Raw genomic sequence first — 23,994 nt, forward strand, 5'->3', positions numbered from 1 at the left:
ACCTCATTCTTCATTGTCTGACCCGCCGTCAGACGCTACACTATAGGTCCTGAACGGACGAAAAGTCTCTTTTATTCGAGAGCTTGCGTCGCTCTTTTTGCGAACCGCCAGAGGTGGGCCGGGCAAGGCCAAGCGGCCGGCCCCGTATTTTTTTGTCCGAGACAGTCGCGATCATCCGAGGATAGCTTTGTCAGCCGCTGAGAAAACCAATCTGCTCAATCTGGATCGTCAGGCGATGCATGACTTTTTCGCCGCTCACGGCGAGAAGCCGTTCCGCGCCACACAGGTGATTCAATGGATTCACCAGTACGGCGTGGACGATTTCGAGGCCATGACCAACCTGAGCAAGGAGCTGCGCGCGCGCCTGAAGGATATCGCCGAAATCCGCGTGCCGGAAATCGCGCAGGACCAGGTCGCGGCCGATGGCACTCGCAAGTGGCTGCTGCGGCTGGACGACGGTAACGCCATTGAGACTGTATTTATTCCCGAAGAGGATAGAGGCACACTGTGTGTGTCCTCGCAAGTGGGCTGTACGCTGAATTGTTCGTTCTGTTCCACCGGACATCAGGGGTTCAACCGCAGCCTCAGCGTCGCCGAGATCATTGTACAGCTGCTCGTCGCCAACCGCGCCCTGGGCCGGGACCCGAAGGGCGAGCGCATCATCACCAATGTCGTGCTCATGGGCATGGGCGAGCCCTTGCTCAATTTCGACAATGTCGTGCCGGCCATGCGGCTGATGCTCGATGATTACGGTTACGGCCTGTCGCGCCGACGCGTGACGCTGTCCACGGCCGGCGTCATACCCATGATGGATCGCCTGCGCGAGGAATGCCCGGTGAGTCTGGCGGTATCGCTGCACGCCCCGAATGACGCGTTGCGTGACCAGTTGGTGCCGCTGAATAAAAAATACCCGATCCGGGAATTGCTCGAGGCCTGCCGCCGTTACTGCGCCGATTCGCCGCGCAGCCGGGTGACGTTCGAATACGTGATGCTGGATGGCGTGAATGACAGCGTTGAACACGCGCATGAACTTGTCCGGATTCTGCGTGACGTGCCGTCCAAGGTGAACCTGATTCCCTTCAATCCTTTTCCGCAGACGCTTTACCAGCGTTCTCCGAAGCCGGTCATCGACCGGTTTCGTGATGTACTGATTGCGGCAGGACTCACCACGATCACCCGCAAAACACGCGGTGATGACATCGATGCGGCCTGCGGCCAGCTGGCCGGACAGGTGAAGGATCGCACGCGCCGCCGCCAACGCCTTACGGCAAGGGTGGGTCAGGCATGAATCGCCGTTTTCTCAACGCCGTGATGGTTCTGCTGCTCGTGGCCGTGGCGGGTTGCGCCTCCTCCAAGGAGCGTGAGGCAGACATGGAAAAGAAGAACAATCGGGCTGAAACCCACGTGATGCTCGGCGCCAACTACCTGCAACGCGGCCAGCTGGATGTGGCCAAGGAAGAACTCGATAAAGCCCTGAAAGAGGCACCGGATAATTCGCAGGCCAACAACATCATGGCCGTGCTGCAGTGGCGGCTGAAAAAATACGACGAGGCGGAGCGTTTTTTTCGCAAGGCGCTAGACACGAACCCCGCCAATTCTTCGGCGCACCACAACTATGGCGCATTTCTCTGCGATCGCGGCAAGCTCGACGCCGGCGTGCGGCATTTCGATGCGGCGGCCGGCGATGCGCTCTATCCTTACACGGCTGAAGTCAACCTGAACGCCGGTGTCTGTTTGATGAAGAAACCAGCACCGGCCGAAGCTGAAAAATACTTCCGTGAAGCGTTGCGTATCAATCCCAAGCTCCCTAGCGCGCTTTATCAGATGGCCAAGCTCAGTCTGGATTCGGGACATCGCCTGTCCGCGCGCGGATTCATCGAACGTTATTTCCAGTCCGCGGAAGATACGCCCGAGAGCCTGTTATTGGCAGTCAGAATCGAGCGCGCGCTTGGCAACAAGAATGCCGAGGCAAGTTACGCGCTGCGGCTGCGCAACAAATTCCCCACGTCGCCCGAAGCCGGGCAATTACACGCGGCGTCAACGCCCAAGAAGAAGTAGGCCATGGAAAACGCAAAACCGAAATCACCTGACACCGTTGCGTCCCGGTCCGGTCCGGGGTGCTTGTTGCATGAGGCGCGTATGGAATTGCGCCTGGCGCCGGAAGACGTGGCCCAGATCCTGCACCTGTCTTCCAAGCAGATCGTCGCCCTCGAGCAGGACGACTACAAAAAACTGCCGGGATCGACCTATGTTCGCGGCTATTTGCGCAGCTACGCGCAGTTGCTAGGATTGTCACCGGAAACGGTGCTTGAGTCCTACAACAGTCTCACCATTCCTTCCAAGCCGATTTCGTTGCCGCAGTCGGCTCCGCCGCCGCAAATCACGAGTAGCGACCGCCTGATCAAGGTGGCGACCTTCGGTGTGGCGGCGATCGTGCTGGGCCTGGTTTACCTGTGGTGGCGCAGCGAGGAAAAGACCCCGACAGCGCCAAGTTCGCCGCCCGCCGTGGCAAGTCAGACTCCGGCGATGGTACCGCCGGCGACGCCAATCCCGCCTGAAGGCGACACGCCGCCGTCTACCGCTGGTACGTCTGTGGCAACGAATTCCGCGACTTCCCCTGTCGTCACGGAACCTGTGTCGCAAGCGGTGACCAGTAATATCGCGCGGACATCGAACATCATGACGCCTGTACCACCGGTTCCCGCCACGACGGCGGAACCCTCCAACGGGCAAATTACGGCTTCCGGCATGATTCTCAATGTGTCGCCGACCGAAACGCTCAAGCCGACCAGCCCGGCAACGCCTCCACATACCGACCGCGCCCTGGACCGCACGCGACGCACGCCGGACATACCCGCGGGCGTGCCACGGTCGCGGATGGTGCTGCGCGCCATACAGGAGTCGTGGGTCGATGTTCGCGATGCCCGCGACAACAAACTCCTGTACGAAAACGTGCCGGCCGGCCGCAGCATTGCCATCGAGGGGGTGGCGCCGTTCAGCGTGTTTCTGGGCAACGCCGAGGGCGTCCGGGTAGAATTCAATGGACAGAATTTTGACATCGGCCGTTACAAGCGTGGGCAGGTCGCACGCTTTACGCTCGGCGATGAGAAGGCGGTGAACAACTGATGTTCAGCGAGAACCCCATCCAGCGGCGCAAGAGCCGCCGCATTATGGTCGGCAGCGTGGCAGTCGGCGGCGATGCTCCGGTCAGCGTGCAGAGCATGACCAACACCGAAACCACGGACGTGACAGCGACCGTGGCCCAGATCGTCGCTCTTGAAAACGCCGGCGCTGACATCGTGCGCGTGTCAATTCCGACCCTGGAAGCCGCCGAGGCTTTCGGCAGGATCAAGCAACAGGTTTCCGTTCCGCTGGTGACGGACATTCACTTCGACTACAAGATTGCGCTGCGCGTTGCCGAACTGGGCGCCGATTGTCTGCGAATCAATCCGGGTAATATCGGGCGCGAAGATCGTGTGCGTGCCGTGGTGGACGCGGCGCGTGACCGCGGGATTCCGATACGTATCGGCGTCAACGCCGGGTCGCTGGAAAAGGAATTGCAAAAAAAATATGGCGAACCCACGTCCGACGCGCTGGTGGAATCCGCGCAACGTCACATCGATATGCTCGACAAGTTCGACTTTCAGGATTTCAAGGTCAGTGTCAAGGCCTCGGACGTTTTCATGGCCGTGGCCGCGTATCGCAAGCTTGCCACGCTGATCGAGCAACCGCTGCATCTGGGCATCACCGAGGCGGGCGGTTTCCGTTCCGGTGCGGTGAAGTCGGCCATCGGCCTGGGCATGCTGCTGGCCGAAGGCATCGGCGACACCATCCGCGTGTCGCTCGCGGCCGATCCGGTGGAGGAAGTGCGCGTGGGTTGGGACATCCTCAAGGCCTTGCATGTTCGCAGCAAGGGTATCAATCTCATCGCCTGTCCTTCCTGTTCGCGACAGGAATTCAACGTGATCGCCACGGTGAATGCCCTGGAGCAGCGTCTCGAAGACATCAAGGAGCCGCTCGATGTGGCCGTCATCGGCTGTTGCGTAAACGGTCCGGGTGAAGCCAAGGCGGCGCAAGTCGGTCTGGCGGGCGGCGATCCGAGTCTGCTTTATATCAACGGCAAGCCCGATCACAAGATCGGCAACGACCGGTTGGTAGACGAAATCGAGCGCGCGGTGCGCGCCGAGGTACAGCGACGCCACCAGCCGGGTGACAAGCCGGCGGACAAGAAGGTCTTCCCCATCAAACAGACCGGGTGAGGGCATTCCATTGAGCAAGGCCATACAGGCCGTACGGGGCATGAATGACATGCTGCCGGACGCCGTGCAGCGTTGGCAGCGGATCGAGGCCATCGCGCGCGATGTCTTGCACGCCTACGGCTACCGTGAAATCCGTCTGCCCATCATCGAGAAGTCCGAACTCTTCGCGCGCTCCATCGGCAGTCTGACCGACATTGTCGAGAAGGAAATGTACAGTTTCGAGGACCGCAGCGGCGAGAATCTCACACTGCGTCCCGAGGGCACGGCCGGTTGCGTCCGCGCCGGTATTGAAAACGGATTTCTGCACAATCAGATTCAGCGCCTGTGGTACGCCGGTCCCATGTTCCGCCACGAGCGTCCCCAGAAAGGCCGTTACCGCCAATTCCACCAGATCGGTGTCGAAGCCTTTGGAATCGAAAGCGCCGATCTGGATGCCGAACTCATCATGATGTGCGCGCGTCTGTGGACGGCCTTGGGTCTCGATGGGCTGACCTTGCAGCTCAATTCGCTCGGCACACTCGAGTCGCGCGCCGTTTACCGGCGCGAGCTGTTGCGTTATCTCGAGACGCAACGTGACCGGCTCGATGAAGACAGCCTGCGACGGCTGGATAAAAATCCGTTGCGCATCCTCGACAGCAAGAACCCCGACATGCAGAAAGTGATCGCGGCGGCCCCGAGTCTTTACGACCATCTCGACGAAGCGTCGCGCGAGCATTTTACACGTCTCGGCGATTACCTTCGTCAGGCGGGAATTCCTTTCGCCGTGAATCCGCGTCTCGTGCGCGGGCTCGACTATTACACCCGCACTGTGTTCGAATGGACGACCGAACGGCTCGGCGCGCAATCCACGGTCTGCGCCGGTGGTCGGTATGACGGGCTGGTCGAGCAACTTGGCGGTAAAGCTGCCCCGGCGGCGGGTTTCGCCCTAGGCATGGAGCGCCTTGCCGAACTGATGGCACAACAGGCTAACCAATATTCCGATGCCCAGCCGCAGGCGTACTTGGTGCTTCTGGGTGAAGTCGCCGAAAAGCAGGGCCTTGCGCTTGCCGAGCGCCTGCGCGACGCCGGACTGCGTATCGAATGCAATTGCGGAGGCGGTAGTCTCAAGGCGCAGCTCAAGCGCGCGGATCGCAGCTGTGCGCATTATGCGTTGCTGCTGGGCGAGGAGGAGACCCGGAACGGCTCCGTGACCGTCAAGGATCTGCGTGGCAGTGAGGCGCAATCACAGGTCGCACAGAACGCATTGACTGATTTTTTGAAACAGAGGACCGGAAGGGGAGAGAAATCTTGAGTGCCTACGCTGATCAGGAAGAGCTGGACAAACTTAAAGCCTGGTGGAAGAACTACGGCAGTTCCGTTATTTTCGGTGTACTGCTGGGCGCCGGCATACTCATCGGTTTCCGCTACTGGACCCACTACACCGAACAGCGCCTTCAGACAGCATCGGTGCTGTATGACCGGATGCTGCAGGATTTTCACTCGAAGAAGCTCGAAACGGCGCGCCAGTCCGGCGAGTCGCTGCTGAAGGATTCTTCGTCCACGCCCTATGCCGGCATGGCTGGATTGCTGCTGGCACGCATGGACTTCGAAGCGGGCGACGCTCTCAGTGGACGCAAGCATTTGCAATGGGTGGTCGAGCACGCCAAGGATGCCGCAACGATGCACGCCGCGCGCTTGCGGTTGGCAAGGATCAATCTGGACAGCGGCGACAAGCAGGCCGCGCTCGCGCTTCTCGATGTGAAGGACCAGGCCGGTTTCGAAGCCGAATATGCCGAGCTCAAGGGCGACATCTACCTGGCCCAGGGACAACGCGAGCAGGCGCGCACGGCGTATCGCGAGGCGCTCAAACAACTTCCCGCCGGTTCGCCTTATGCGCCGGTACTCAACATGAAGCTCGATGATCTGGGATCGGAGAAGTCTTCATGAAAAGCGGCATGGCATTTCTCTGCGCCTTGCTGTTACTCGCCGGTTGCGGCGGCAGCAAGGTGGTGCGTGAGGAACCCGCGAAACTCGAGGATATCGCCGCCGCAATACACGTGAAAAAGCTTTGGTCGGCGGACAGCGGCGCCAGCGCGGTTAAAAAGGCGGTCACGCTATGGCCTTCTTTGGACGACAACACAATTTATACATCCGACCCAAAAGGCCGTGTGACGGCGTTCGCTGCCGACAGCGGCAGAAAATTGTGGAAATCAAGCGTCGACCGTCCGGTGACGGGCGCCGCAGCTGCCGGCAATGGACTCGTGGTGATCGCCACCAAGAAAGGCGAAGTGATTGCGCTCGACAGTCATGACGGACATCGGTTATGGGTTAGTGCCCTGTCGAGCCAGGTGGTGACGCCGGCGGCGATCCATGCCGGAGTGGTCGTGGTGCAATCGGTGGACGGCAAGCTTGCCGGCCTGTCGGTCGTGGATGGCAAGCGGCTGTGGTTGTACGAGCGCTCGGAGCCGCCGCTCAGCCTGTATGGCACGGCCGCGCCCGTTTTGGTCGGCGATATCGTGCTCGCCGGTTTTGCCACCGGCAAGATCGCCGCGATCCAGATCAAGGACGGCAAACTCCTGTGGGAGATGCCCGTTGCCCAACCTCACGGACGCAATGAAGTGGAACGCCTGGTGGACGTCGACGCCTCGCCGATTGTCGTGCGCAATGTAGTCTATGCCGCGAGTTACCAAGGCAAGATCATCGCCGTGGACATGCAGACAGGCCGCATCCTGTGGTCGCGAGATGTGTCAACCTATACCGGCATGGACGCGGATTCAAAAAACATTTATCTCACCGATGATCACGGTATTGTAATGGCGCTGGATCAACAAACCGGCGCAAGCGTGTGGAAGCAGGAACAGCTACGCGCACGTCAGCTGAATGCACCGCGTTGCGTGGACGGACTGGTGGCTGTCGGTGATTTCGAGGGTTATGTTCACTGGCTGTCGAGCGATGATGGTCATTTCGTGGCGCGTTACCGAGTCAGTCATAGCGCCATTCAATCCCCGACACTGGCCAGTAACGATACGCTCTACGTCAGCAGCCAGTCGGGCACGCTGGAAGCGTTGCGTCTGGAAAAGAACTGACGGTGGGTCCGTCAGGACGCCAGGAAAATATTTTTTAGAGTAACCGAATATGGAATCCACTAAAGAGCTATTTGTGAAAATTCGTTTTTTAGTCGATTCTTGTGTGCTCTGCAGCTAATTCTTATTTTGTTGTAGGTTTTTAGTTCAATTTTGTTTCCCTGGCGCTCTTGGCGTCCTGACGGTTAAATCTTTCATATGAAACCCGTTGTCGTTCTCGTCGGCCGGCCCAATGTCGGTAAATCCACGCTGTTCAACCGGCTCACGCGCAGCCGCGCGGCGCTCGTCGCCGACGTGCCCGGGTTGACGCGCGACCGTCAGTACGGAGATGGGCGTATCGGGGATCGCCCGTATTTTGTCGTGGACACGGGAGGCATCGTCGCCAGTCTTGCCTCCGCCAAAGAGCAGGGGGACGTAAGCTCACATGTCGCTGTCCAGGTCCGCGCCGCGCTGGCCGAGGCCGACGCTGTTATTCTGCTGGTGGATACGCGCGAGGGTATTCATCCCGTCGATCGTGAACTTGCCACGGATCTGAGGCGGCATGGCAAACCGGTCTGGGTTGCCGTGAACAAGTCGGAGGGATATGACCCGTCCACGGCGGTGGCGGAATTTCATGTCTTCGGTCTGGGCGAGCCGATGGCTATCTCCGCCACGCATGGCGATGGCGTGGAGGAACTGATGCAACGCGTGCTGGGTTCCTTGCCCATCAGCGAAGAGACTGAGCCGGAAGAAGGTGTCCCGCGCATCGCCGTGATCGGAAAACCCAACGTCGGCAAATCCACGCTCGTCAATGCCTTGCTCGGTGAAGAGCGCGTGGTGGTCAGCGACGCGCCGGGCACCACGCGCGACAGCATCCGCGTACCGCTTGAACGCGCAGGCCGACGCTATATTCTCATTGATACGGCTGGTGTGCGTCGCCGCTCCAAAATTGATGAACTGCTGGAAAAGTTTTCCGTGCTCAAAACCCTTCAGGCCATCGACGAGGCGAACGTTGCGATTCTTGTCATTGACGCCAGTGCCGGCATTTCAGAACAGGATGCCTCGCTTTCCGGATACGCGCTGGAAGCCGGAAGGGCCATGGTGGTCGCTATCAACAAATGGGATGCGGTGGCGGATTCCGAGCGTGCCTGGATCAAGCGCGAGTTCGAGCGCAAATTGCCATTTCTTGAGTTTGCCCGGGTTCACTATATTTCGGCGCGGGATGGTGCTGGGGTGGGCGGTTTATTTGCCTCGGTGGACGAGGCCTATGCTTCCGCCTTCCGTACCATGACCACCCCCAAGCTTAATCGCGTCCTGCAGGACGCCGTGACGGCTACCCCGCCGCCCTTGGCCCGTGGCCGGCGCGCCCGTCCCAAGTATGCCCACCAGGGTGGCAAGAACCCTCCCCGCGTGGTGATCCATGGCAACCAGGTTGCCTCACTGTCCAAATCCTACCGCCGCTACCTGGCTAATACCTTCCGCAAGGCATTTCAATTGGTTGGCACACAGGTCTGGATCGATTGCCGACAGGAAAAGAATCCCTATGAGGATAAGAAGGCTGGTGGACGGGCCGGCCGCCGGCATTCCCCCCGTAAACGCTCCTGAAAATCCGTGAACTATACTCACCTGTAGATTGAAACATAAAGTAAAAGCAGAGACATGCCGCAGCAAGGGGCAGGGCGCGTGAATCAGGGACTCAGAGGGTAGTGTCGTGAGCGCATTCCATAAAAGCGCCCTCCGGTCCGGTTACCGGCTGGCTGAATACACTATTGAATCGGTTCTGGGCCATGGCGGCTTCGGAATCACTTATCTTGCGCGCGACACGTCGTTGGGCGCCCAAGTGGCGATCAAGGAGTACCTCCCCCACGAGATTGCCAACCGTGACAACAAGACCCAAGTGTTGCCGAATCCCTCCCGCGGGGCGGTGCACGACTATCAAATCGGCCTCAAGAATTTCGTGAAGGAGGCCCGGGCCCTGGCCCGCTTCAAGCATCCCAACATCGTCCGCGTCCTGCGTTTCCTCGAGGCTAATGGGACCGCCTACATGGTCATGGAGTACGAGGAGGGACAGAGCCTCGCGGATTATCTCAAGCGCAATGGACCGCGTCTGGATGAGCAGACCCTGTTGAAGGTGTTTATCCCGATTCTCAATGGCCTGCACGCGGTGCACGAGGCCGAGATGCTGCATCTCGACATCAAGCCGGAAAATATTTACCTGCGCAAGGACGGCAGCCCGATGCTCATTGACTTTGGCTCGGCTCGCCAGGGGGCGGTCCATCTGCAGAAAGTGGCGCTGACCCAAGGTTATGCTCCGATGGAACAATACCCCGACAAGGGGACACCGGACCCATCGAGCGATGTCTATGCCGTGGGTGCTTCCATGTACCGCTGCATCAGCGGCAAGAAGCCGGATGACGCCCTGGAGCGTTATCAGGCGGTGCTCAAATACCAGGTGGATCCGCTGACACCGGCGGTCGTGGCGGGAAAAAATGGGTATCAGAAGCAAGTGCTCGAATGCATTGACTGGGCCATGCAGGTGTATTCGCGTGATCGGCCTCAATCGGCGCGTGAGTTGCAGGATGCCCTCATGGGGAGAGGCAGAATTGGACGTCAGTCCACGACCGGTCAACCGGCCGTGTTCAACCGACCGTCCGTATCCAGGGTAAAGGTATCAGCCCAGGCGACGAAGGCCATGAATGAAAAAGACCGCAGCTCGACGGCCGTTGGTTGGATGGCAGCGGCGCTGATGGTGGCCAGCCTTGCGGTGGCCGGTACCCTCTATTGGTCCGACCTTAAGGTTCATTGGGAGGGGGAAGAACATACCTCCGCACCGGCAATTCAAATCAGGCCTTCAAGCAAATCCGCAACGTCAACAGAGCAACCAGCGGAAGCGAAATTGCCGACGAAGGCATACGAACCCGTAGCACCTCTCTCCAAACCCCAACCAGTCGCGCAGACAGTATCGGCGGTTATTCCTGCCTTGCTCGAAAAAACGCTAACCGGTCATCAGGACTGGGTGCAGTCGGTGGCGTTTGCACCGGATGGAAAATGGATCGCGTCTGCTGGTGCCGACAAGACTATCAAGCTCTGGGTGACGTCCAGCGGTTCGCTGCTCGGTTCGCTGCGGCAGAGTTATGCCGCTAACGCCGTGGCAATTTCCGCCACTGGCACGTGGCTGGCGTCGGCAGGCGATGATGGGACGGTAAGGTTGTGGGAAGCCGGCACCGGGCAACTGCACAGTGCCTTGAGCGGCCCGAGCAATGCGCTCTATGCGGTAGCGTTTTCGCCCAATGGGAAGCTTGTCGCCGCCGCCGGCAAGGACAGGATCGTGTACGTATGGGACGTGGATAGTGGAAAACGACTGCAAACACTTGAAGGACACTCCGGCGATATTTATGCGCTCGTGTTTTCTCCCAGTGGTAAATTCATTGCCTCCGCCGGCGTCGACAAGATGCTGCTCGTCTGGAGCGTGGCGAATGGAGCGGAGGCAATGAGGATGGCCGGCCACAAAGACAAGGTGTTGGCGCTGGCCTGGTCGCCTGACGGGAAATGGCTGGCTTCCGGCGACTCCGGTGAAACGATACGTCTGTGGGATGCGACGACTGGTACGTTGATACGGATACTGAATAATAATCCCGCCGTTCTCAGTCTGGCTTGGTCGCCGGATAGCCGCTGGCTGGCCGCCGGACTGGCTGACAAAACCATCGAGATATTCGATCCCGGTAACGGCACTGCCTTGCAGACGCTCGTGGGTCATCAGGATTGGGTGCAGTCGGTGGCGTTTTCGCCGGATGGCACCAGGCTTGTCTCCGCCGGCCGCGACAAAACCGTCCGAATCTGGAAGGGAAAATGAGATTTATTTGAGCGCGACCGCCAGGCCGCGCTGATACGACTTTCCGCTGCGCTATTATTTTATTTTGGGCAGGAACAATGCCGGATCGACCCGGCTATTGTTAAGGCTCACGGTCCAATGCAGGTGCGGGCCGGTGACACGTCCGGACATGCCTACTTCGCCGATTTTCTGACCCTGGCTCACCCGCGCGCCGTTCTCGACCGCAATACGGCTCAAGTGATTGAACATGCTGACGAGTCCCTGGCCATGGTCGAGAAAAACGGTTTTGCCATTGAAGAAATACTCTCCGGTCTGAATGACGGTCCCCGCCAGCGGCGCCACGACCGGCGCACCGACGGGCGCGGCGATATCAATGCCGCTGTGCGGCTGACGTGGTTCATTGTTGAAGAAACGCCGCAGCCCGAAGACACTACTCACCGGCCCGTGCACCGGCAGCAGGCATCGCAGCGAGGATATAGTTTCATCGGTCCAGGCGGCAAATGCGTGCTGGATGATCGCCTGTTCTCGGGTGATGCGCGCGAGATCTTCTTCAGTCGGTTCCACCATGCGCTTGTTCTTGAGCGTCAGGTGCTGCACGGCATATTCCTTGGACTGTACGGTAAACGGATATTCCCGCGTCCTGCCCTGACTGTCGCGGACCGTAACCATCTGCGGGCCCGGCGCGAGCGTGAGTGGCAGTCCCACGACGGCCTGCCAGCGTCCATCGTGACGCATCACCATGATGCGTTGATCGGCAAAATGCACCACCGGCACTGGCTCGGTGTCCGGCACCAGCGGCAGGATCGCGATGCCGCCCGGCACCGGGCTAGCCGATGGCAATTCCTGCGCGTGCGCGACCGCGCCGATCAGCAGCGTTAACAGCGCCCACATTTTATTGCTCACGAGTTTTTTCAACCAGACAATCCAGATAGCCATGCGCCAGTTGGGCCTGTACTCGTTCGCCCGCTTGAACCGATGCCGCCTCGGTTACGATCGCGCCGGTGGCCGATTGTTGCACAATGGCATAACCCCGCTCCAGCGTGGCAAGCGGACTCAGGGCATGCAGGGCCTGCATCACTTGCAGCAGGCGGGCAGTGGAGAGTTCGATACGCCGCTTCATGGCGGACGCCAGGCGGGCGTGGAAATGGCGGGTGTCGAGCATTGCCGCGTGCAACCGCGGCAATGGCGAGTGTTGAAGCAGTCCTGCCGTCATGGCTTGAAGTTGCGAACGCGCATGGCGCAACCGCGTGGCCTGTGCCAGATGCATACGCTGGGAGAGCGAGGCGAGCTGTTGTTGCAGTAATGCCAGGCGACTACGCGGATGCACCAGGCGCGCGCCCAGCCAGTCAAGGTGCTGACTGTGGCTGCGCAGGCGGCCGTGCATGGCCGAGATCAACCGGTTAGCAATGCGCTCAAAATGCGCCAGCCATTCCTGCTGGTCCGGGCTCAGCATCTCGGCGGCCGCAGTCGGTGTCGGGGCGCGCGCATCCGCGGCCATGTCGGCGATGGTGAAATCGGTTTCGTGTCCCACGCCGCTGACGATCGGGACAGGACAGGCGTGAATGGCGCGCGCCACGATCTCTTCGTTGAATGGCCATAGGTCCTCGAGCGAACCGCCGCCGCGCGCGAGGATCAGCGCATCGCAGTCTTTTCGCCGACCGGCCAGCCGGATGGCCGTGGCGATTTTCTCCGCCGCGCCCTCGCCCTGCACCGGCACTGGAAACACCAGCACGGCGATCGCCGGGAAGCGGCGTTTGAGCGTTGTCAGGATATCGTGCAGCACCGCGCCGGAAGGGGAAGTGATGATGCCGATACGCCGCGGGAGCCGGGGCAGCGGTAGCTTGTGCGCGGTATCGAAGAGACCTTCCTTGGCGAGTCTCTGCTTGAGCGCATCGAAAGCGCGCCGCAAGGCGCCTTCGCCGGCCTCTTCGAGATATTCGACGATGATCTGAAAGTCGCCGCGACCCTCGTACAGGCTTACGCGCGCGCGCAGCAGCACGTGCAACCCGTCCTTGAGCGTGATGCCGACCAGGCGTTGATGTTGACGAAAGAAGGCACAACGTACCTGCGCCTGGGAGTCCTTGAGTGAGAAGTACACGTGGCCCGACGCCGGACGCGAGAGATTGGAAATTTCGCCCTCAATCCAAATGGGCGGGAAACTGCTCTCCAGTAGTCCCTTGGCTTCACGATTCAGACGTGAAACCGTGTAGATGTCGCGAACAGGTGTGGTGGTGGGTGACGGCTGCTTCATGCCATGAAACATAACCTGATTTAAGAGAAATACAAAATCTCCCTGAGCATGGCTAAATGTTCGACATTCGATGCATGGCGATCGATAAAACTCGTTTTCAGGTATGACAAGCCCTGAAATTCATGAGGTGGAAAAAGGGTGGGGGAATAAAAAAGCCGGGCAATGCCCGGCTTTTTAGTCGGCAAACGGCTGGCCTACTTGTATATTGCGACAGGGTTGGCGTTGTCCCTGGCCTGTTGTTGCGCCAGTTGTGCTTCCTTGAGCGCGTTCTTGGCGAGCTTCATGGCTTTCTCGAACTCTTTGGAAGCGGTGGTCTTGTCGCCGTCCTTCATGGCCTTGTCGGCGGCGGCCTTGGCTTCTTTCGAGTCCTTCATATATTTCTCTGTGTGAAGCCACAGAAAGCCGGTCTTGTCGGCGAGTTTGATTTCATTTTCCGCCTGGGCGGCGAGCTTGTTGTATTCATCGTCATTGACGACGCTGGCGCATCCGGCAAGCGCGACGACCAAGGTGCCTATCATGAGCGTCTGTTTCATTCTTCTCCTCCTGTGACTGACTGTACGGTATATATAGACGCCCCACGGTAAAATACATTCCCTGTCACGTCAACGGGACATGTGTCTTAAGCCCGCAGACCCCGGAAGTAGGGGAATAAGCGGTGCGATTCGCACGTCGCCCAGTTTACGGCTGGTGGGTGGATTACGTATAATACGGCATGCGAATAGTTCAGGAAGGCCTCACCTTTGACGATGTCCTGCTGCTTCCTGCACATTCGACCGTCCTGCCCAAGGACGTGGACCTGAAAACCTCCCTTACGCGTACCATCAACCTCAATATACCGCTGCTGTCGGCTGCCATGGACACGGTCACGGAGGCGCGCGCCGCCATCTGCCTGGCCCAGGAAGGGGGTCTCGGCATTATCCACAAAAACATCACGCCGGTGCGCCAGGCGGACGAGGTTCGCCGCGTCAAGAAGTTCGAAGCCGGCATCATCAGCAACCCGATCACGGTGACGCCCGATACCACCATCCGCAAGGTGCTGGAACTGACGCGCGCGCAGCATATCTCCGGCGTGCCGGTGACCCAGGGTGACAAGCTTCTGGGCATCGTCACCAGCCGCGATCTGCGGTTTGAGACCCGCTACGAGGAGCCGGTGTCGCGCATCATGACGCCGCAGGAAAAACTGGTGACGGTCAAGGAAGGTGCTTCGCGCGACGAGATACTCAAGCTGCTGCATCAGCACCGTATTGAAAAGATCCTCGTCGTGGACGACAAGTTCGGTTTGAAAGGCCTTATTACCGTCAAAGACATCCAGAAGTCGAGCGAATACCCGCGTTCGGCCAAGGATACCAAGGGCCGTCTGCTCGCCGGCGCCGCGGTCGGGGTGGGCCAGGGCACGGAAGAGCGTGTCGAGCGCCTGGTCGAGGCCGAGGTGGACGTGATCATCGTGGACACGGCGCATGGCCATTCCCAGGGTGTGCTCGATCGCGTGCGCTGGATCAAGAAGCATTATCCCGACATGCAGGTGATTGGCGGCAACATCGCCACGGGCGACGCCGCGAAATCACTGCGCGATGCCGGAGCCGACGGTGTAAAGGTCGGCATCGGGCCCGGTTCCATCTGCACCACGCGCATGGTGGCCGGGGTCGGCGTACCGCAGCTCACGGCGATCGCCAACGTCGCGGAAGCGCTGAAGGGATCGAACATTCCGGTGATTGCCGACGGCGGCATCCGTTACTCCGGCGATATCGCCAAAGCCCTGGCCGCCGGCGCGCACTCGATCATGATTGGCAGCCTGCTGGCCGGCACCGATGAAGCGCCCGGACAGGTGGAAATTTACCAGGGCCGCTCGTACAAATCCTATCGCGGCATGGGATCGCTCGGGGCGATGGGCGAAGGCTCGAGCGACCGTTATTTCCAGGAAGGCACCAAGGGCGACAAACTGGTTCCGGAAGGCGTCGAAGGCCGCGTGCCCTACAAGGGACCGATGATCAACATCATTCATCAGCTCATGGGTGGCCTGCGTTCCAGCATGGGCTATACCGGCAGCGTCAATATCGAAGCAATGCGCACGAAAACGCAGTTCGTGCGCATCACCAACGCCGGCATTCGCGAGTCGCACGTACACGACGTAATGGTGACCAAGGAAGCTCCAAACTACCAGCGGGAATGAACCGCCACCATTGATTTCCGTGGCGCTCCTGGCGGTAAAAATAATTTAGTGCCATGACTGATCCGCATTCACAGAAAATCCTGATTCTCGATTTCGGCGCTCAATACACGCAGCTGATCGCGCGCCGCGTGCGCGAGGCCGGGGTGTATTGCGAACTGTATTCCTATGACACGCCGGTCGAGGAAATCCGGAAATTTGCCCCGCGCGGCATTATTCTTTCCGGCGGGCCGGAATCGGTGACGCTGGTCGAGACACCGCGCGCACCGCAGGAAATCTTCGACATGAAGATTCCCGTCCTTGGCATCTGCTACGGCCAGCAAACCATGGCGGCACAGTTGGGCGGCACGGTCGAGGCCGGCGAGAAACGCGAATTCGGTTATGCCCGGGTACGCATGCACGGGCATTCCAAGTTGTTCCGCGACATCCGCGACGAGCACATGGACGATGGCAGCGAGTGGCTGCACGTCTGGATGAGCCACGGCGACAAGGTCACGCGCCTGCCGCCGGGATTCCGCATGATCGCCGAAACCGGTTCGGCGCCGCTCGCCGGCATTGCCGACGAGTCGCGCGGTTTTTATGGCGTGCAATTCCATCCGGAGGTGACGCACACGACGCAAGGCAGCGGGATTCTGCAGCGCTTCGTGCACGAGATCTGCGGCTGCCAGTCGCTGTGGACGCCGGGCAACATCATCGAGAGCATGGTCCAGTCGGTGCGCGCCCAGGTCGGCCAGGACGAAGTGGTGCTCGGGCTGTCCGGCGGCGTGGACTCTTCCGTGGTCGCGGCACTGTTACACCGCGCCATCGGCAAGCAGCTCACCTGCATTTTCGTCGACAACGGCCTGCTGCGCCTGAACGAGGGTGACCAGGTGATGGAGACTTTCGCCCGGCACATGGGCGTGAAGGTCATCCGGGTGGACGCCGAGAACCGTTTTCTTTCCGCGCTCAAGGGCGTGGCCGATCCGGAGAAGAAGCGCAAGATCATCGGCGGCATCTTCATCGAGGTTTTCGAGGAGGAGGCGGCCAAGATCAAGAACGCCCGATGGCTGGCGCAGGGCACGATCTACCCGGACGTAATCGAATCAGCCGCGGCCAAAACCAAGAAGGCGCATGTGATCAAGTCGCATCACAACGTCGGCGGGTTGCCGGAGATCATGAACATCAAGTTGCTCGAGCCGCTGCGCGAGTTGTTCAAGGACGAAGTGCGCCGCATCGGCGAGGAGCTGGGATTGCCGCATCAGATGATCTACCGCCATCCTTTCCCCGGTCCGGGTCTGGGCGTGCGCATCCTGGGAGAGGTCAAAAAGGAATACGCCGATCTGCTGCGCAAGGCGGATGCGATCTACCTGGAAGAGCTGTACCGCCACAATCTTTACGACAAGATCAGCCAGGCCTTCGCCGTGTTTCTGCCGGTGAAATCGGTCGCCGTGCTCGGCGATGCCCGCGCCTACGATTTCGTGGTCGCGCTGCGCGCGGTTGAGACGGTGGATTTCATGACCGCCAACTGGGCGCAGATCCCCTATGAAGTCCTCGGCATCATCTCCAACCGCATCATCAACGAAGTGCGTGGCATCTCGCGCGTGGTCTACGACATCTCCGGCAAACCGCCGGCGACCATCGAATGGGAGTAACGACACCGGAGGCGCGCGACGCGGCGAACATGCGTCGTGCGCTCGAACTGGCCCACCACGCCGAGGAAGCGGGTGAGGTGCCGGTGGGCGCGCTGGTGGTGCTGAACGACGAGATTATCGGTGAGGGTTGGAACCAGCCGATCGTCTCCCATGATCCCACCGCCCACGCCGAGATCGTGGCGTTGCGCGCCGCCGCCGCGTGCGTTAGAAATTACCGTCTCTCAGACGCCGTGCTCTACGTAACACTCGAGCCCTGCGCCATGTGCGCCGGCGCGATGGTGCACGCGCGTATTGCACGCGTTGTGTACGGCGCGGCCGACCCGAAGTCCGGCGCGGCCGGGAGCGTATTCAACCTGCTGGAATCCTCCGCGCTGAATCATCGCGCAGAGGTCACCCGCGGCGTGCTTGCGGAGGAGTGCGGTGAGATGTTGCGGAATTTTTTCGCGGCAAGGCGTTGAGGAATGTAGAAACTGTAGGTTGGGGTGAGCACCGCGAACCCCAACAACGTCTTCGATTAATTGTTGGGCTTCGCTATTGCTCAGCCCAACCTACATTTACGGTAATCAAATCGCCGGCGCCTTGATCCCGAAAGCCTCGGGCCTTTTCTTGGCTTTTTCCTCTTCGTCGGTCTTTACCAGCACGTCATAATATGTGCGCACGGCGTTGACGAAGATGACTGGCTCCAGCCCGCGGGCATAGCCGTTTTTGGTCTTGGGGTACCAGGCTTCGTCGGCGAGCAGCGGCAGGTAGGTCTTGACATCATTCCACTTGTTCGGATCATGGCCTTGCTTCTGGGTAATGATGCGCGCGTCTTCCAGATGACTGGTACCGATGTTATACGCCGCGAGCGCCATCCATGTTCGATCGGGTTCGGTGATGCCGGGTGGCATGCGCTCGATCAGGCCTTGGAGATAACGGGCACCGCCGTCGATGCTTTGTGTTACATTCTGACGGTCGGTAATCCCGAGCTGGTTGGCGGTTTCTTCCGTCAGCATCATCATGCCGCGCACGCCGGTCGGTGAGGTCGCGGTCGGGTCCCAGTAGGATTCCTGGTAACCGAGGGCGGCGAGCAGCCGCCAGTCGAGGTTGTACTGCTTGGCCGCCTTTTCGAACATTAGCTGATATTGCGCCAGGCGGCTGCGTATGCGCACTTTGTATACGCTCAGGTTGACGAAGTTCGAGCGGCTGGCCGGGCCGTAATAGCGATCGACCAGTTGCGCCAGTTCACCCGAGGCGCGGCTTTTTTCCAGAAACTTCACGGCGGCGTCGTACAAACTTCGATCTTCGCCCAGAGGGAAGGCCCAGGCCAGCGCCTCCGGATTCTGGAGATCGAAGGCGACCTGAATCTCGGGGAAATATTGCCGGTTGATCGCGACGATGTTCGAATCGGCGATGCTGATTTCGAGCAGCCCTTCCCATACGAGCTGCAGCAATTCCTCGGTTTCCTTATCCACCTCGGTCCACTTCAATTCGGGATATTGCTGCTTGAGTTCGTTCAGCCGCTCGGCATAGCTGGTGCCGGCTTGCACTTCGATCTGCCGGCCGATCAATTCCTCGGCGCTGGCGGGCCGGTCGGTCCCCGATCGGTAAATCACCTGCTGGTGGATTTCCTGATAGGGCGGGCCGAACCGGACCAGTTTGCTCCGCGCCTCCGTCACTGTGATCCCCGCCGCCGCCAGGTCGGCATCGCCCTTGAGCAGCCGTGGAATGATGTCGTTGAATTTTTCGGCGACCACGAAACGCGGTTTCACGCCGAGATAGTTGGCGAAGCTTTTCACCAGATCGTATTCGAACCCGGCCGGTCCTTCCGGCATCTCGTAATAAGTGGTGGGGCTGGTGCGCGTCAGCACCACCAGTTCGCCCGCGGATTTGACGTCCCGCAGCTTGTTCTTCTCAAAAAAGGAACAGGACAGGAGTTGCGGGAAAACCAGCAAAACCAGCAGGGCAGGACGGCAGATTCGGAGCGCGGCGTGAAATATCCCGGTTGGCTGGTCAGTCCCGATACGATCCATAGAGCTAAACCTAGTGCAGCGTCAGGCGCTTGTCACGTGCCTCATGCATGGCCGAAACAGTGTGTATTGGTATAGATGTCGCCCTACTTCGTTCGTCTGGGTATAATGATAGTTGCCGCCGGAGAGGTACCGAAGCGGTCACAACGGCGCTGACTCGAAATCAGATGGGCGGAAACGCCACGGGGGTTCGAATCCCTCCCTCTCCGCCAATTTAAAACAATAAGGGGGCACGCATGTGCCCCCTTATTGTTTTAAAGCCGGCCGAAGGAATGGTATGGGAACCCGGAGGGTTCGACCAGCGTCGCCAGGAGCGACGCGGAACGCCGCGAAGCGGCGGCCCCGAAGGGGCGAGGCGCAGGGATGCACCGAGTAATCCCTCCCTCTCCGCCAATCAAATATAAAAAGGGACCTTATGGCCCCTTATTTATTTGGCCTGTGAAAAAATGGATTCGAGTGCAAAGGGCGCCTAATCCGGGATGTTCTACTATATAGAATACCCCTTACAAATTTATCGTTGCCACATGGATAAGAACATCCTCAAAACCCTGGTCCCCATCAATTCGCTGACGCCCGAAAACTTCAAGGAACTAGCGGCCGAGGCCGTCATCGAAAATATGACTGCCGGGAGCCAGCTGTTCAAGCAAGGCGACCGCGACATTCATTCCGTGTTTCTGTTGTCAGGAGAAGTCGCGCTGACTTCAACCGACAGCGCCGACAGTCGCCATGTGGTTGCCGGTACCGATGACGCACGCTATGCGCTTGCGCAGCTCAAGCCGCGCCAGTACACCGGCACCGCCAAGACAGCCATTACCGTCGCTTGGGTGGACAGCGCCATGTTGGACCGTTTGCTCACTTGGGACCAGACGACCGGTTATGAGGTCACTGAATTCGACGGCAGTCAGGACCCCGAATGGATGATACGCATGTTGCGCAGCGATACATTCCAGAAATTGCCGCCTTCCAATATCAATGCCCTGTTTGCCCGCTTTGAGCCGATCGAGGTCAAGGCAAACCAGGTCATCATCCGGCAAGGAGATCCCGGCGACTTTTACTACATCATCAAAACCGGCAAAGCCAACGTGTCACGCAAGGCAGAGAAAGGCGGCAAGGTTTCTGTTGTTGGACAACTGGGCGAAGGTGACGGTTTTGGTGAAGAAGCGCTTCTGTCCGGTGCGCCACGCAATGCCACGGTGGTGATGGCGGTGGATGGCGTCCTCATGCGCCTGGGCCGGAAAGATTTCAATGAGCTGATGCGCGAGCCGCTGGTGCAGTGGGTGGCGCTGGATCAGGCCAGAGCCTTGGCGCAGAAGGGAGCCGGGCTGCTCGATGTGCGCACCGAGGATGAATTTCGCAACGGCACCGTCAAGGGCAGCGTCAACCTGCCGCTGTATATGTTGCGGCGCAAGGCCCGGGAGCTCGACTCAAAACGCCACTATGTAGTTTTTTGTCAGACCGGCAGCCGCAGTTGCGCGGCGGCGTTTTTGCTGAGTCAGCGGGGATTCGAGGTTTCGGTTCTGCGCGGCGGTTTGGGCGGACTTTCCCGCGCTGCCTGATTGCTTTATTGCGGAGAACTGCCCGGTAGTTTACCCTTGCGTCCCGTTTTGGCGCGTGGCGCCGTGTGTTATCCCGAAATAGAGTTACGGAGAGGTGTCCGAGCGGTTTAAGGAGCACGCCTGGAAAGTGTGTGTGCGTCAAAAACGCACCGAGGGTTCGAATCCCTCCCTCTCCGCCAGTCAAATAAAAACGGGGCCATCGGCCCCGTTTTTATCTTGTACGCGAATAGGCAGATGTCGATGACATCAAGCCGGCGCAGTCTTCGCGCCAACGCCGCGGTTCTGATCTGTGTCAAAGACACACGCGACATTTTTACCCAGACTTTTGGATTCGCCGGTTGGCACATGACGACGTCCTTCTGTCCCGACTGAACGCGCTGGATAGTCGCGTGGTCGTGCGGCTGTCACCTTGTCGATGGAAGGAGGTAGCTACGATGCAATTTCGAATTTGGGCAGGAGTGTTGCTGATGATCATGACCGCGTCGACAATCGCGAGTGAACAGCAGATCGTACGCTTGCCGTCACCGCAGACCGAGGGCGGAAAACCACTGATGCAGGCGCTTAAGGAACGGCATTCGACGCGTGAGTTCAGTCCCGAGGCGCTGCCGCCCCAGGTGCTATCGAATCTGTTGTGGGCCGCGGCCGGCTTGAACCGGCCGACGTCGGGTCAGCGTACTGTCCCGTCAGCGCGCGACTGGCGCGAGATCGACGTCTACGTCGCGATGACGCAGGGCATGTACCGCTACGATGCCAAGGCGAACGCGTTGCAACCGGTCGTCGCGCGCGACTTGCGCGCGCTCACGGGTGTGCAGGACTTTGTCGCCATGGCACCGGTTAACCTGGTCTACGTCGCTAATCTCGAACGCATGGAAGGATCCGCCGCTGAACAAAAAGAGTTTTACGCCGCGACCGACGCTGGCTTTATCGCACAGAACGTTTATCTCTTCTGCGCATCCGCTAACCTCGCCACCGTGGTGCGCGGGTCGGTCGAACGCGATGCCCTTGCCAAGGCCATGGGGCTGGCCCCGTACCAGCGGATTATACTGGCGCAAACCGTGGGTTATCCCGCGAAAGGACGCTAGGGAATGCAGGAGCGTATCGACAGCGGCCCCCAACGGGCGCGGCAGGATGCCGAGCCCTGGGTTTCATGCTGAGCAGGATAGCGAAGCGCAGAAACGACTAATCCCTCCCTCTCCGCCAGTCAATTAAAATGGGGCCATAAGGCCCTTTATTATTTGACCTGTGAATGAGTGAATTCGAGCCCTCGGTAAATTCATAGACCGGGTTCGACAAGTTCGCCGCAGGCGAACTTGAACGCTGGAGCGCAGCAAGGAGTGGCGCAGAGATGCGTCGCTTACGGAGCTAAGGACGCACGGCGGCCCCGAAGGGGTGATGGCCGCAGGCCAGAGTAATACCACCCTCATGAGGCCCCTGCGCAAAGAGAGGTCGCATAGACTTCATGGCGTCGGTACAACGGACGTAGATAAGTCTGGCAAGACGGCGAAATAGTTAACAGTTATGATAACGAATGCTGGAAATTGAGGCCGCTGCTGCGTATCCGTTGGTGTTCATATCCGGTCTACGGGACTGATCATGCGTGCCGCATTGCGTGTGTTGCTGAATGGCTACGATTACCTGGTGCTGTATCTCGGCCTGGCCTGGCTGGGGATACTGTGCCTGGCATGGACGCCGATTGCGATGATCATTTACCTGCTATTGTCCGAGCGCCGGGGACAGGCGCTGGGGCGTTACGCCATCATGGTGGTGTTTCGATTTTACCTTGCCAGCCTTAGCGTGTCGCGCCGGTGCAGCTTTGATCTGGAGGCGCTGGATGTGCTGCGCGATGAACCGTCGCTGATTATTGCGCCCAATCATCCGTGCCTGCTGGATGCAGTGATGGTAATTTCACGCTTGCCGAATGTTGCCTGCGTGCTCAAAGCCGAGCTGATGAACAATATTTTTCTCGGTGCGGGTGCCCGACTGGCGCGCTACATCCGCAATGAACCGGTGCGGCGCATGGTGCGGTTGGCGATCAAGGATTTTGACTCTGGCAGCCATCTGTTGCTATTCCCGGAAGGCACCCGCACCATCACGCGCCCGGTCAACCCGCTCAAGGGCAGTATCGGACTGATCGCGAATTATGCACAGGTGCCCGTACAGACAATTCTGATAGAAACCGACTCGGCATATTTGAGCAAAGGCTGGTCGCTGTTCCGCAAACCGCCGATGCCGATCCATTATCGGGTGCGTTTGGGAAGGCGCTTTGATCCACCGCGGAATACCCAGCGCTTCATGGCTGAACTGGAACACTACTTTGCGCATGAGCTGATGCAAGGCTCGGCATTCTACCCGGCTAATTCCCTCCCCACGCAGGCTGACCGTACTCCTGACCTCACTTCCCGTACACCGTCATGAGTGGTGTCTCGACTACGCATCTCGTCCTCATCCCCAGCTATAACCCCGGTGCCAAAGTCTATGAAACCGTACGTGCGGCACGCCAATACTGGACTCCGGTGTGGGTGGTGGTGGATGGCAGCAACGACGGCAGCGCCGAGGGTTTATTGGCGATGACAGCGCAAGACGCCGGCCTGCGCGTGATCGTGTTGCCGCACAACCAGGGTAAGGGCGCGGCGGTACTGCACGGCCTGGAACAGGCGGCAGCAGCGGGATTCAGTCACTTATTAACCATGGATTCGGATGGCCAGCATCCACCCGAATGTATCCCTGCGTTCATGGCGGAATCCTCCAGACAGCCGGCTGCTATGATATTGGGCGTACCGGTGTTCGATGCCAGTGCGCCGGGCTTGCGTGTGAAAGGGCGCCGCGTATCCAACTGGTGGGCCAATCTGGAAACGCTATGGGCAGGCATAGGCGACTCGCTGTTCGGGTTCCGCGTCTATCCGGTTGACGCGTTGCGGCAAGTGATGCGTCATCAATTGTGGATGCGTCACTTCGACTTCGATCCCGAGGCCGTGGTGCGCCTGTGCTGGCGCGGCGTCAGGCCGGTCAATCTGCCCGCACCGGTGCGCTATTACCGTGCGGAGGAGGGCGGCGTGTCGCATTTCCGCTACCTGCGCGACAACGTGCTGTTGAGCTGGATGCACACGCGCCTGTTTGTCGGCTTTGTGTTGCGTTTACCCGTTTTGCTGGTAAGACGGGTGCGGGGACGATTTTAATTCCACGATTTTCATATTCAAACTCGTGTTTGATAGTAATCAGTCAGCGGGATGTGCAGTGAATGCACCGGA

The 23,994-nt window shown here is 59.5% G+C and carries 20 protein-coding genes and 2 tRNA genes; 18 read left to right on the forward strand and 4 right to left on the reverse strand.

Annotated features, from left to right (window positions below):
• Window positions 1-187 precede the first annotated feature (187 nt).
• The 9 genes from rlmN to WB402_RS13905 all read left to right on the forward strand — a co-directional run bounded on the left by rlmN (window position 188) and on the right by WB402_RS13905 (window position 11,153).
• Window positions 188-1,288, forward strand: coding sequence for a 23S rRNA (adenine(2503)-C(2))-methyltransferase RlmN (rlmN, locus tag WB402_RS13865; RefSeq protein WP_424208846.1), 1,101 nt, complete (start codon window positions 188-190; stop codon window positions 1,286-1,288).
• A complete protein-coding gene (gene pilW / locus WB402_RS13870) occupies window positions 1,285-2,058 on the forward strand; it encodes a type IV pilus biogenesis/stability protein PilW (RefSeq protein WP_424208848.1) in 774 nt (257 codons plus the stop codon). The genes rlmN and pilW overlap by 4 nt, the downstream gene beginning before the upstream one ends.
• A gap of 3 nt (window positions 2,059-2,061) precedes the next feature.
• On the forward strand, window positions 2,062-3,126 hold the full coding sequence (locus WB402_RS13875) for a RodZ domain-containing protein (RefSeq protein ID WP_424208850.1): 1,065 nt from the start codon (window positions 2,062-2,064) through the stop codon (window positions 3,124-3,126).
• Window positions 3,126-4,259, forward strand: a complete 1,134-nt coding sequence (gene ispG / locus WB402_RS13880; protein WP_424208852.1) for a flavodoxin-dependent (E)-4-hydroxy-3-methylbut-2-enyl-diphosphate synthase — start codon at window positions 3,126-3,128, stop codon at window positions 4,257-4,259. The genes WB402_RS13875 and ispG overlap by 1 nt, the downstream gene beginning before the upstream one ends.
• Before the next feature lie 10 nt (window positions 4,260-4,269).
• Window positions 4,270-5,550, forward strand: coding sequence for a histidine--tRNA ligase (gene hisS, locus WB402_RS13885; protein WP_424208854.1), 1,281 nt, complete (start codon window positions 4,270-4,272; stop codon window positions 5,548-5,550).
• Window positions 5,547-6,185, forward strand: a complete 639-nt coding sequence (locus tag WB402_RS13890) for a YfgM family protein (protein ID WP_424208856.1) — start codon at window positions 5,547-5,549, stop codon at window positions 6,183-6,185. Before hisS ends, WB402_RS13890 begins: the two co-directional genes overlap by 4 nt.
• On the forward strand, window positions 6,182-7,324 hold the full coding sequence (gene bamB / locus WB402_RS13895; protein WP_424208858.1) for an outer membrane protein assembly factor BamB: 1,143 nt from the start codon (window positions 6,182-6,184) through the stop codon (window positions 7,322-7,324). The genes WB402_RS13890 and bamB overlap by 4 nt, the downstream gene beginning before the upstream one ends.
• Before the next feature lie 195 nt (window positions 7,325-7,519).
• A complete protein-coding gene (der, locus tag WB402_RS13900; RefSeq protein WP_424208860.1) occupies window positions 7,520-8,905 on the forward strand; it encodes a ribosome biogenesis GTPase Der in 1,386 nt (461 codons plus the stop codon).
• 106 nt (window positions 8,906-9,011) lie between these two features.
• On the forward strand, window positions 9,012-11,153 hold the full coding sequence (locus tag WB402_RS13905; RefSeq protein ID WP_424208862.1) for a protein kinase domain-containing protein: 2,142 nt from the start codon (window positions 9,012-9,014) through the stop codon (window positions 11,151-11,153).
• A 54-nt stretch (window positions 11,154-11,207) separates the two neighbouring features.
• On the opposite strand, the gene WB402_RS13910 is transcribed toward WB402_RS13905, so the two are convergent.
• From WB402_RS13910 to WB402_RS13920, 3 genes are all read right to left on the reverse strand, one after another.
• A complete protein-coding gene (locus WB402_RS13910; protein ID WP_424208864.1) occupies window positions 11,208-12,035 on the reverse strand; it encodes a peptidoglycan DD-metalloendopeptidase family protein in 828 nt (275 codons plus the stop codon).
• Window positions 12,025-13,383: an exodeoxyribonuclease VII large subunit gene (xseA, locus tag WB402_RS13915; protein WP_424208866.1), complete on the reverse strand. Its 1,359-nt coding sequence runs from the start codon at window positions 13,381-13,383 to the stop codon at window positions 12,025-12,027. Before xseA ends, WB402_RS13910 begins: the two co-directional genes overlap by 11 nt.
• A 194-nt stretch (window positions 13,384-13,577) precedes the next feature.
• The gene (locus WB402_RS13920; RefSeq protein ID WP_424208868.1) at window positions 13,578-13,916 is read right to left on the reverse strand and encodes a hypothetical protein; all 339 of its coding nucleotides are present in this window, start codon (window positions 13,914-13,916) and stop codon (window positions 13,578-13,580) included.
• A 179-nt stretch (window positions 13,917-14,095) separates the two neighbouring features.
• Between WB402_RS13920 and guaB the strand changes: the two genes are divergently transcribed.
• Genes guaB through tadA form a run of 3 tightly spaced genes read left to right on the forward strand, consistent with a single transcriptional unit; the run spans window position 14,096 to window position 17,639 of the window.
• Window positions 14,096-15,553 (forward strand): IMP dehydrogenase, encoded by a 1,458-nt coding sequence (guaB, locus tag WB402_RS13925; protein ID WP_424208870.1) that lies wholly within the window; start codon window positions 14,096-14,098, stop codon window positions 15,551-15,553.
• Between the two features lie 53 nt (window positions 15,554-15,606).
• Entirely contained in the window at window positions 15,607-17,181 is a 1,575-nt protein-coding gene (gene guaA, locus WB402_RS13930) for a glutamine-hydrolyzing GMP synthase (protein ID WP_424208872.1), read from the forward strand.
• A complete protein-coding gene (gene tadA / locus WB402_RS13935; RefSeq protein ID WP_424208874.1) occupies window positions 17,172-17,639 on the forward strand; it encodes a tRNA adenosine(34) deaminase TadA in 468 nt (155 codons plus the stop codon). Before guaA ends, tadA begins: the two co-directional genes overlap by 10 nt.
• A gap of 105 nt (window positions 17,640-17,744) precedes the next feature.
• On the opposite strand, the gene mltF is transcribed toward tadA, so the two are convergent.
• Window positions 17,745-19,193 (reverse strand): membrane-bound lytic murein transglycosylase MltF, encoded by a 1,449-nt coding sequence (mltF, locus tag WB402_RS13940; RefSeq protein ID WP_424208876.1) that lies wholly within the window; start codon window positions 19,191-19,193, stop codon window positions 17,745-17,747.
• Between the two features lie 120 nt (window positions 19,194-19,313).
• Between mltF and WB402_RS13945 the strand changes: the two genes are divergently transcribed.
• The 6 genes from WB402_RS13945 to WB402_RS13970 all read left to right on the forward strand — a co-directional run bounded on the left by WB402_RS13945 (window position 19,314) and on the right by WB402_RS13970 (window position 23,922).
• Window positions 19,314-19,402 (forward strand) — tRNA-Ser (locus WB402_RS13945).
• Window positions 19,403-19,714: 312 nt separating this feature from the next.
• Window positions 19,715-20,746 (forward strand): cyclic nucleotide-binding domain-containing protein, encoded by a 1,032-nt coding sequence (locus WB402_RS13950; protein WP_424208878.1) that lies wholly within the window; start codon window positions 19,715-19,717, stop codon window positions 20,744-20,746.
• Window positions 20,747-20,834: 88 nt separating this feature from the next.
• Window positions 20,835-20,925, forward strand: a tRNA-Ser gene (locus WB402_RS13955).
• A 294-nt stretch (window positions 20,926-21,219) separates the two neighbouring features.
• Window positions 21,220-21,828, forward strand: a complete 609-nt coding sequence (locus WB402_RS13960; protein ID WP_424208880.1) for a SagB/ThcOx family dehydrogenase — start codon at window positions 21,220-21,222, stop codon at window positions 21,826-21,828.
• Window positions 21,829-22,339: 511 nt separating this feature from the next.
• Window positions 22,340-23,161 carry a lysophospholipid acyltransferase family protein gene (locus WB402_RS13965; RefSeq protein ID WP_424208882.1) on the forward strand — a complete coding sequence of 274 codons (822 nt, stop codon included), beginning with the start codon at window positions 22,340-22,342 and terminating at the stop codon, window positions 23,159-23,161.
• On the forward strand, window positions 23,158-23,922 hold the full coding sequence (locus tag WB402_RS13970; RefSeq protein WP_424208883.1) for a glycosyltransferase family 2 protein: 765 nt from the start codon (window positions 23,158-23,160) through the stop codon (window positions 23,920-23,922). The genes WB402_RS13965 and WB402_RS13970 overlap by 4 nt, the downstream gene beginning before the upstream one ends.
• The last annotated feature ends 72 nt before the right edge of the window (window positions 23,923-23,994 follow it).

The organism is Sulfuricaulis sp. (assembly GCF_049587675.1).
Classification (GTDB): Bacteria; Pseudomonadota; Gammaproteobacteria; order Acidiferrobacterales; family Sulfurifustaceae; genus Sulfuricaulis.

What these genes read in the sequence shown, in the direction of transcription:
- WB402_RS13960 (WP_424208880.1), top strand. Translation starts at nt 21,220, where the DNA reads ATGACCGCGTCGACAATCGCGAGTGAACAGCAGATCGTACGCTTGCCG.
- WB402_RS13970 (WP_424208883.1), top strand. Translation starts at nt 23,158, where the DNA reads ATGAGTGGTGTCTCGACTACGCATCTCGTCCTCATCCCCAGCTATAAC.
- tadA (WP_424208874.1), top strand. Translation starts at nt 17,172, where the DNA reads ATGGGAGTAACGACACCGGAGGCGCGCGACGCGGCGAACATGCGTCGT.
- guaB (WP_424208870.1), top strand. Translation starts at nt 14,096, where the DNA reads ATGCGAATAGTTCAGGAAGGCCTCACCTTTGACGATGTCCTGCTGCTT.
- bamB (WP_424208858.1), top strand. Translation starts at nt 6,182, where the DNA reads ATGAAAAGCGGCATGGCATTTCTCTGCGCCTTGCTGTTACTCGCCGGT.
- WB402_RS13965 (WP_424208882.1), top strand. Translation starts at nt 22,340, where the DNA reads ATGCGTGCCGCATTGCGTGTGTTGCTGAATGGCTACGATTACCTGGTG.
- pilW (WP_424208848.1), top strand. Translation starts at nt 1,285, where the DNA reads ATGAATCGCCGTTTTCTCAACGCCGTGATGGTTCTGCTGCTCGTGGCC.
- xseA (WP_424208866.1), bottom strand. Translation starts at nt 13,383, where the DNA reads ATGAAGCAGCCGTCACCCACCACCACACCTGTTCGCGACATCTACACG.
- der (WP_424208860.1), top strand. Translation starts at nt 7,520, where the DNA reads ATGAAACCCGTTGTCGTTCTCGTCGGCCGGCCCAATGTCGGTAAATCC.
- WB402_RS13875 (WP_424208850.1), top strand. Translation starts at nt 2,062, where the DNA reads ATGGAAAACGCAAAACCGAAATCACCTGACACCGTTGCGTCCCGGTCC.
- ispG (WP_424208852.1), top strand. Translation starts at nt 3,126, where the DNA reads ATGTTCAGCGAGAACCCCATCCAGCGGCGCAAGAGCCGCCGCATTATG.
- guaA (WP_424208872.1), top strand. Translation starts at nt 15,607, where the DNA reads ATGACTGATCCGCATTCACAGAAAATCCTGATTCTCGATTTCGGCGCT.
- WB402_RS13920 (WP_424208868.1), bottom strand. Translation starts at nt 13,916, where the DNA reads ATGAAACAGACGCTCATGATAGGCACCTTGGTCGTCGCGCTTGCCGGA.
- mltF (WP_424208876.1), bottom strand. Translation starts at nt 19,193, where the DNA reads ATGGATCGTATCGGGACTGACCAGCCAACCGGGATATTTCACGCCGCG.
- WB402_RS13950 (WP_424208878.1), top strand. Translation starts at nt 19,715, where the DNA reads ATGGATAAGAACATCCTCAAAACCCTGGTCCCCATCAATTCGCTGACG.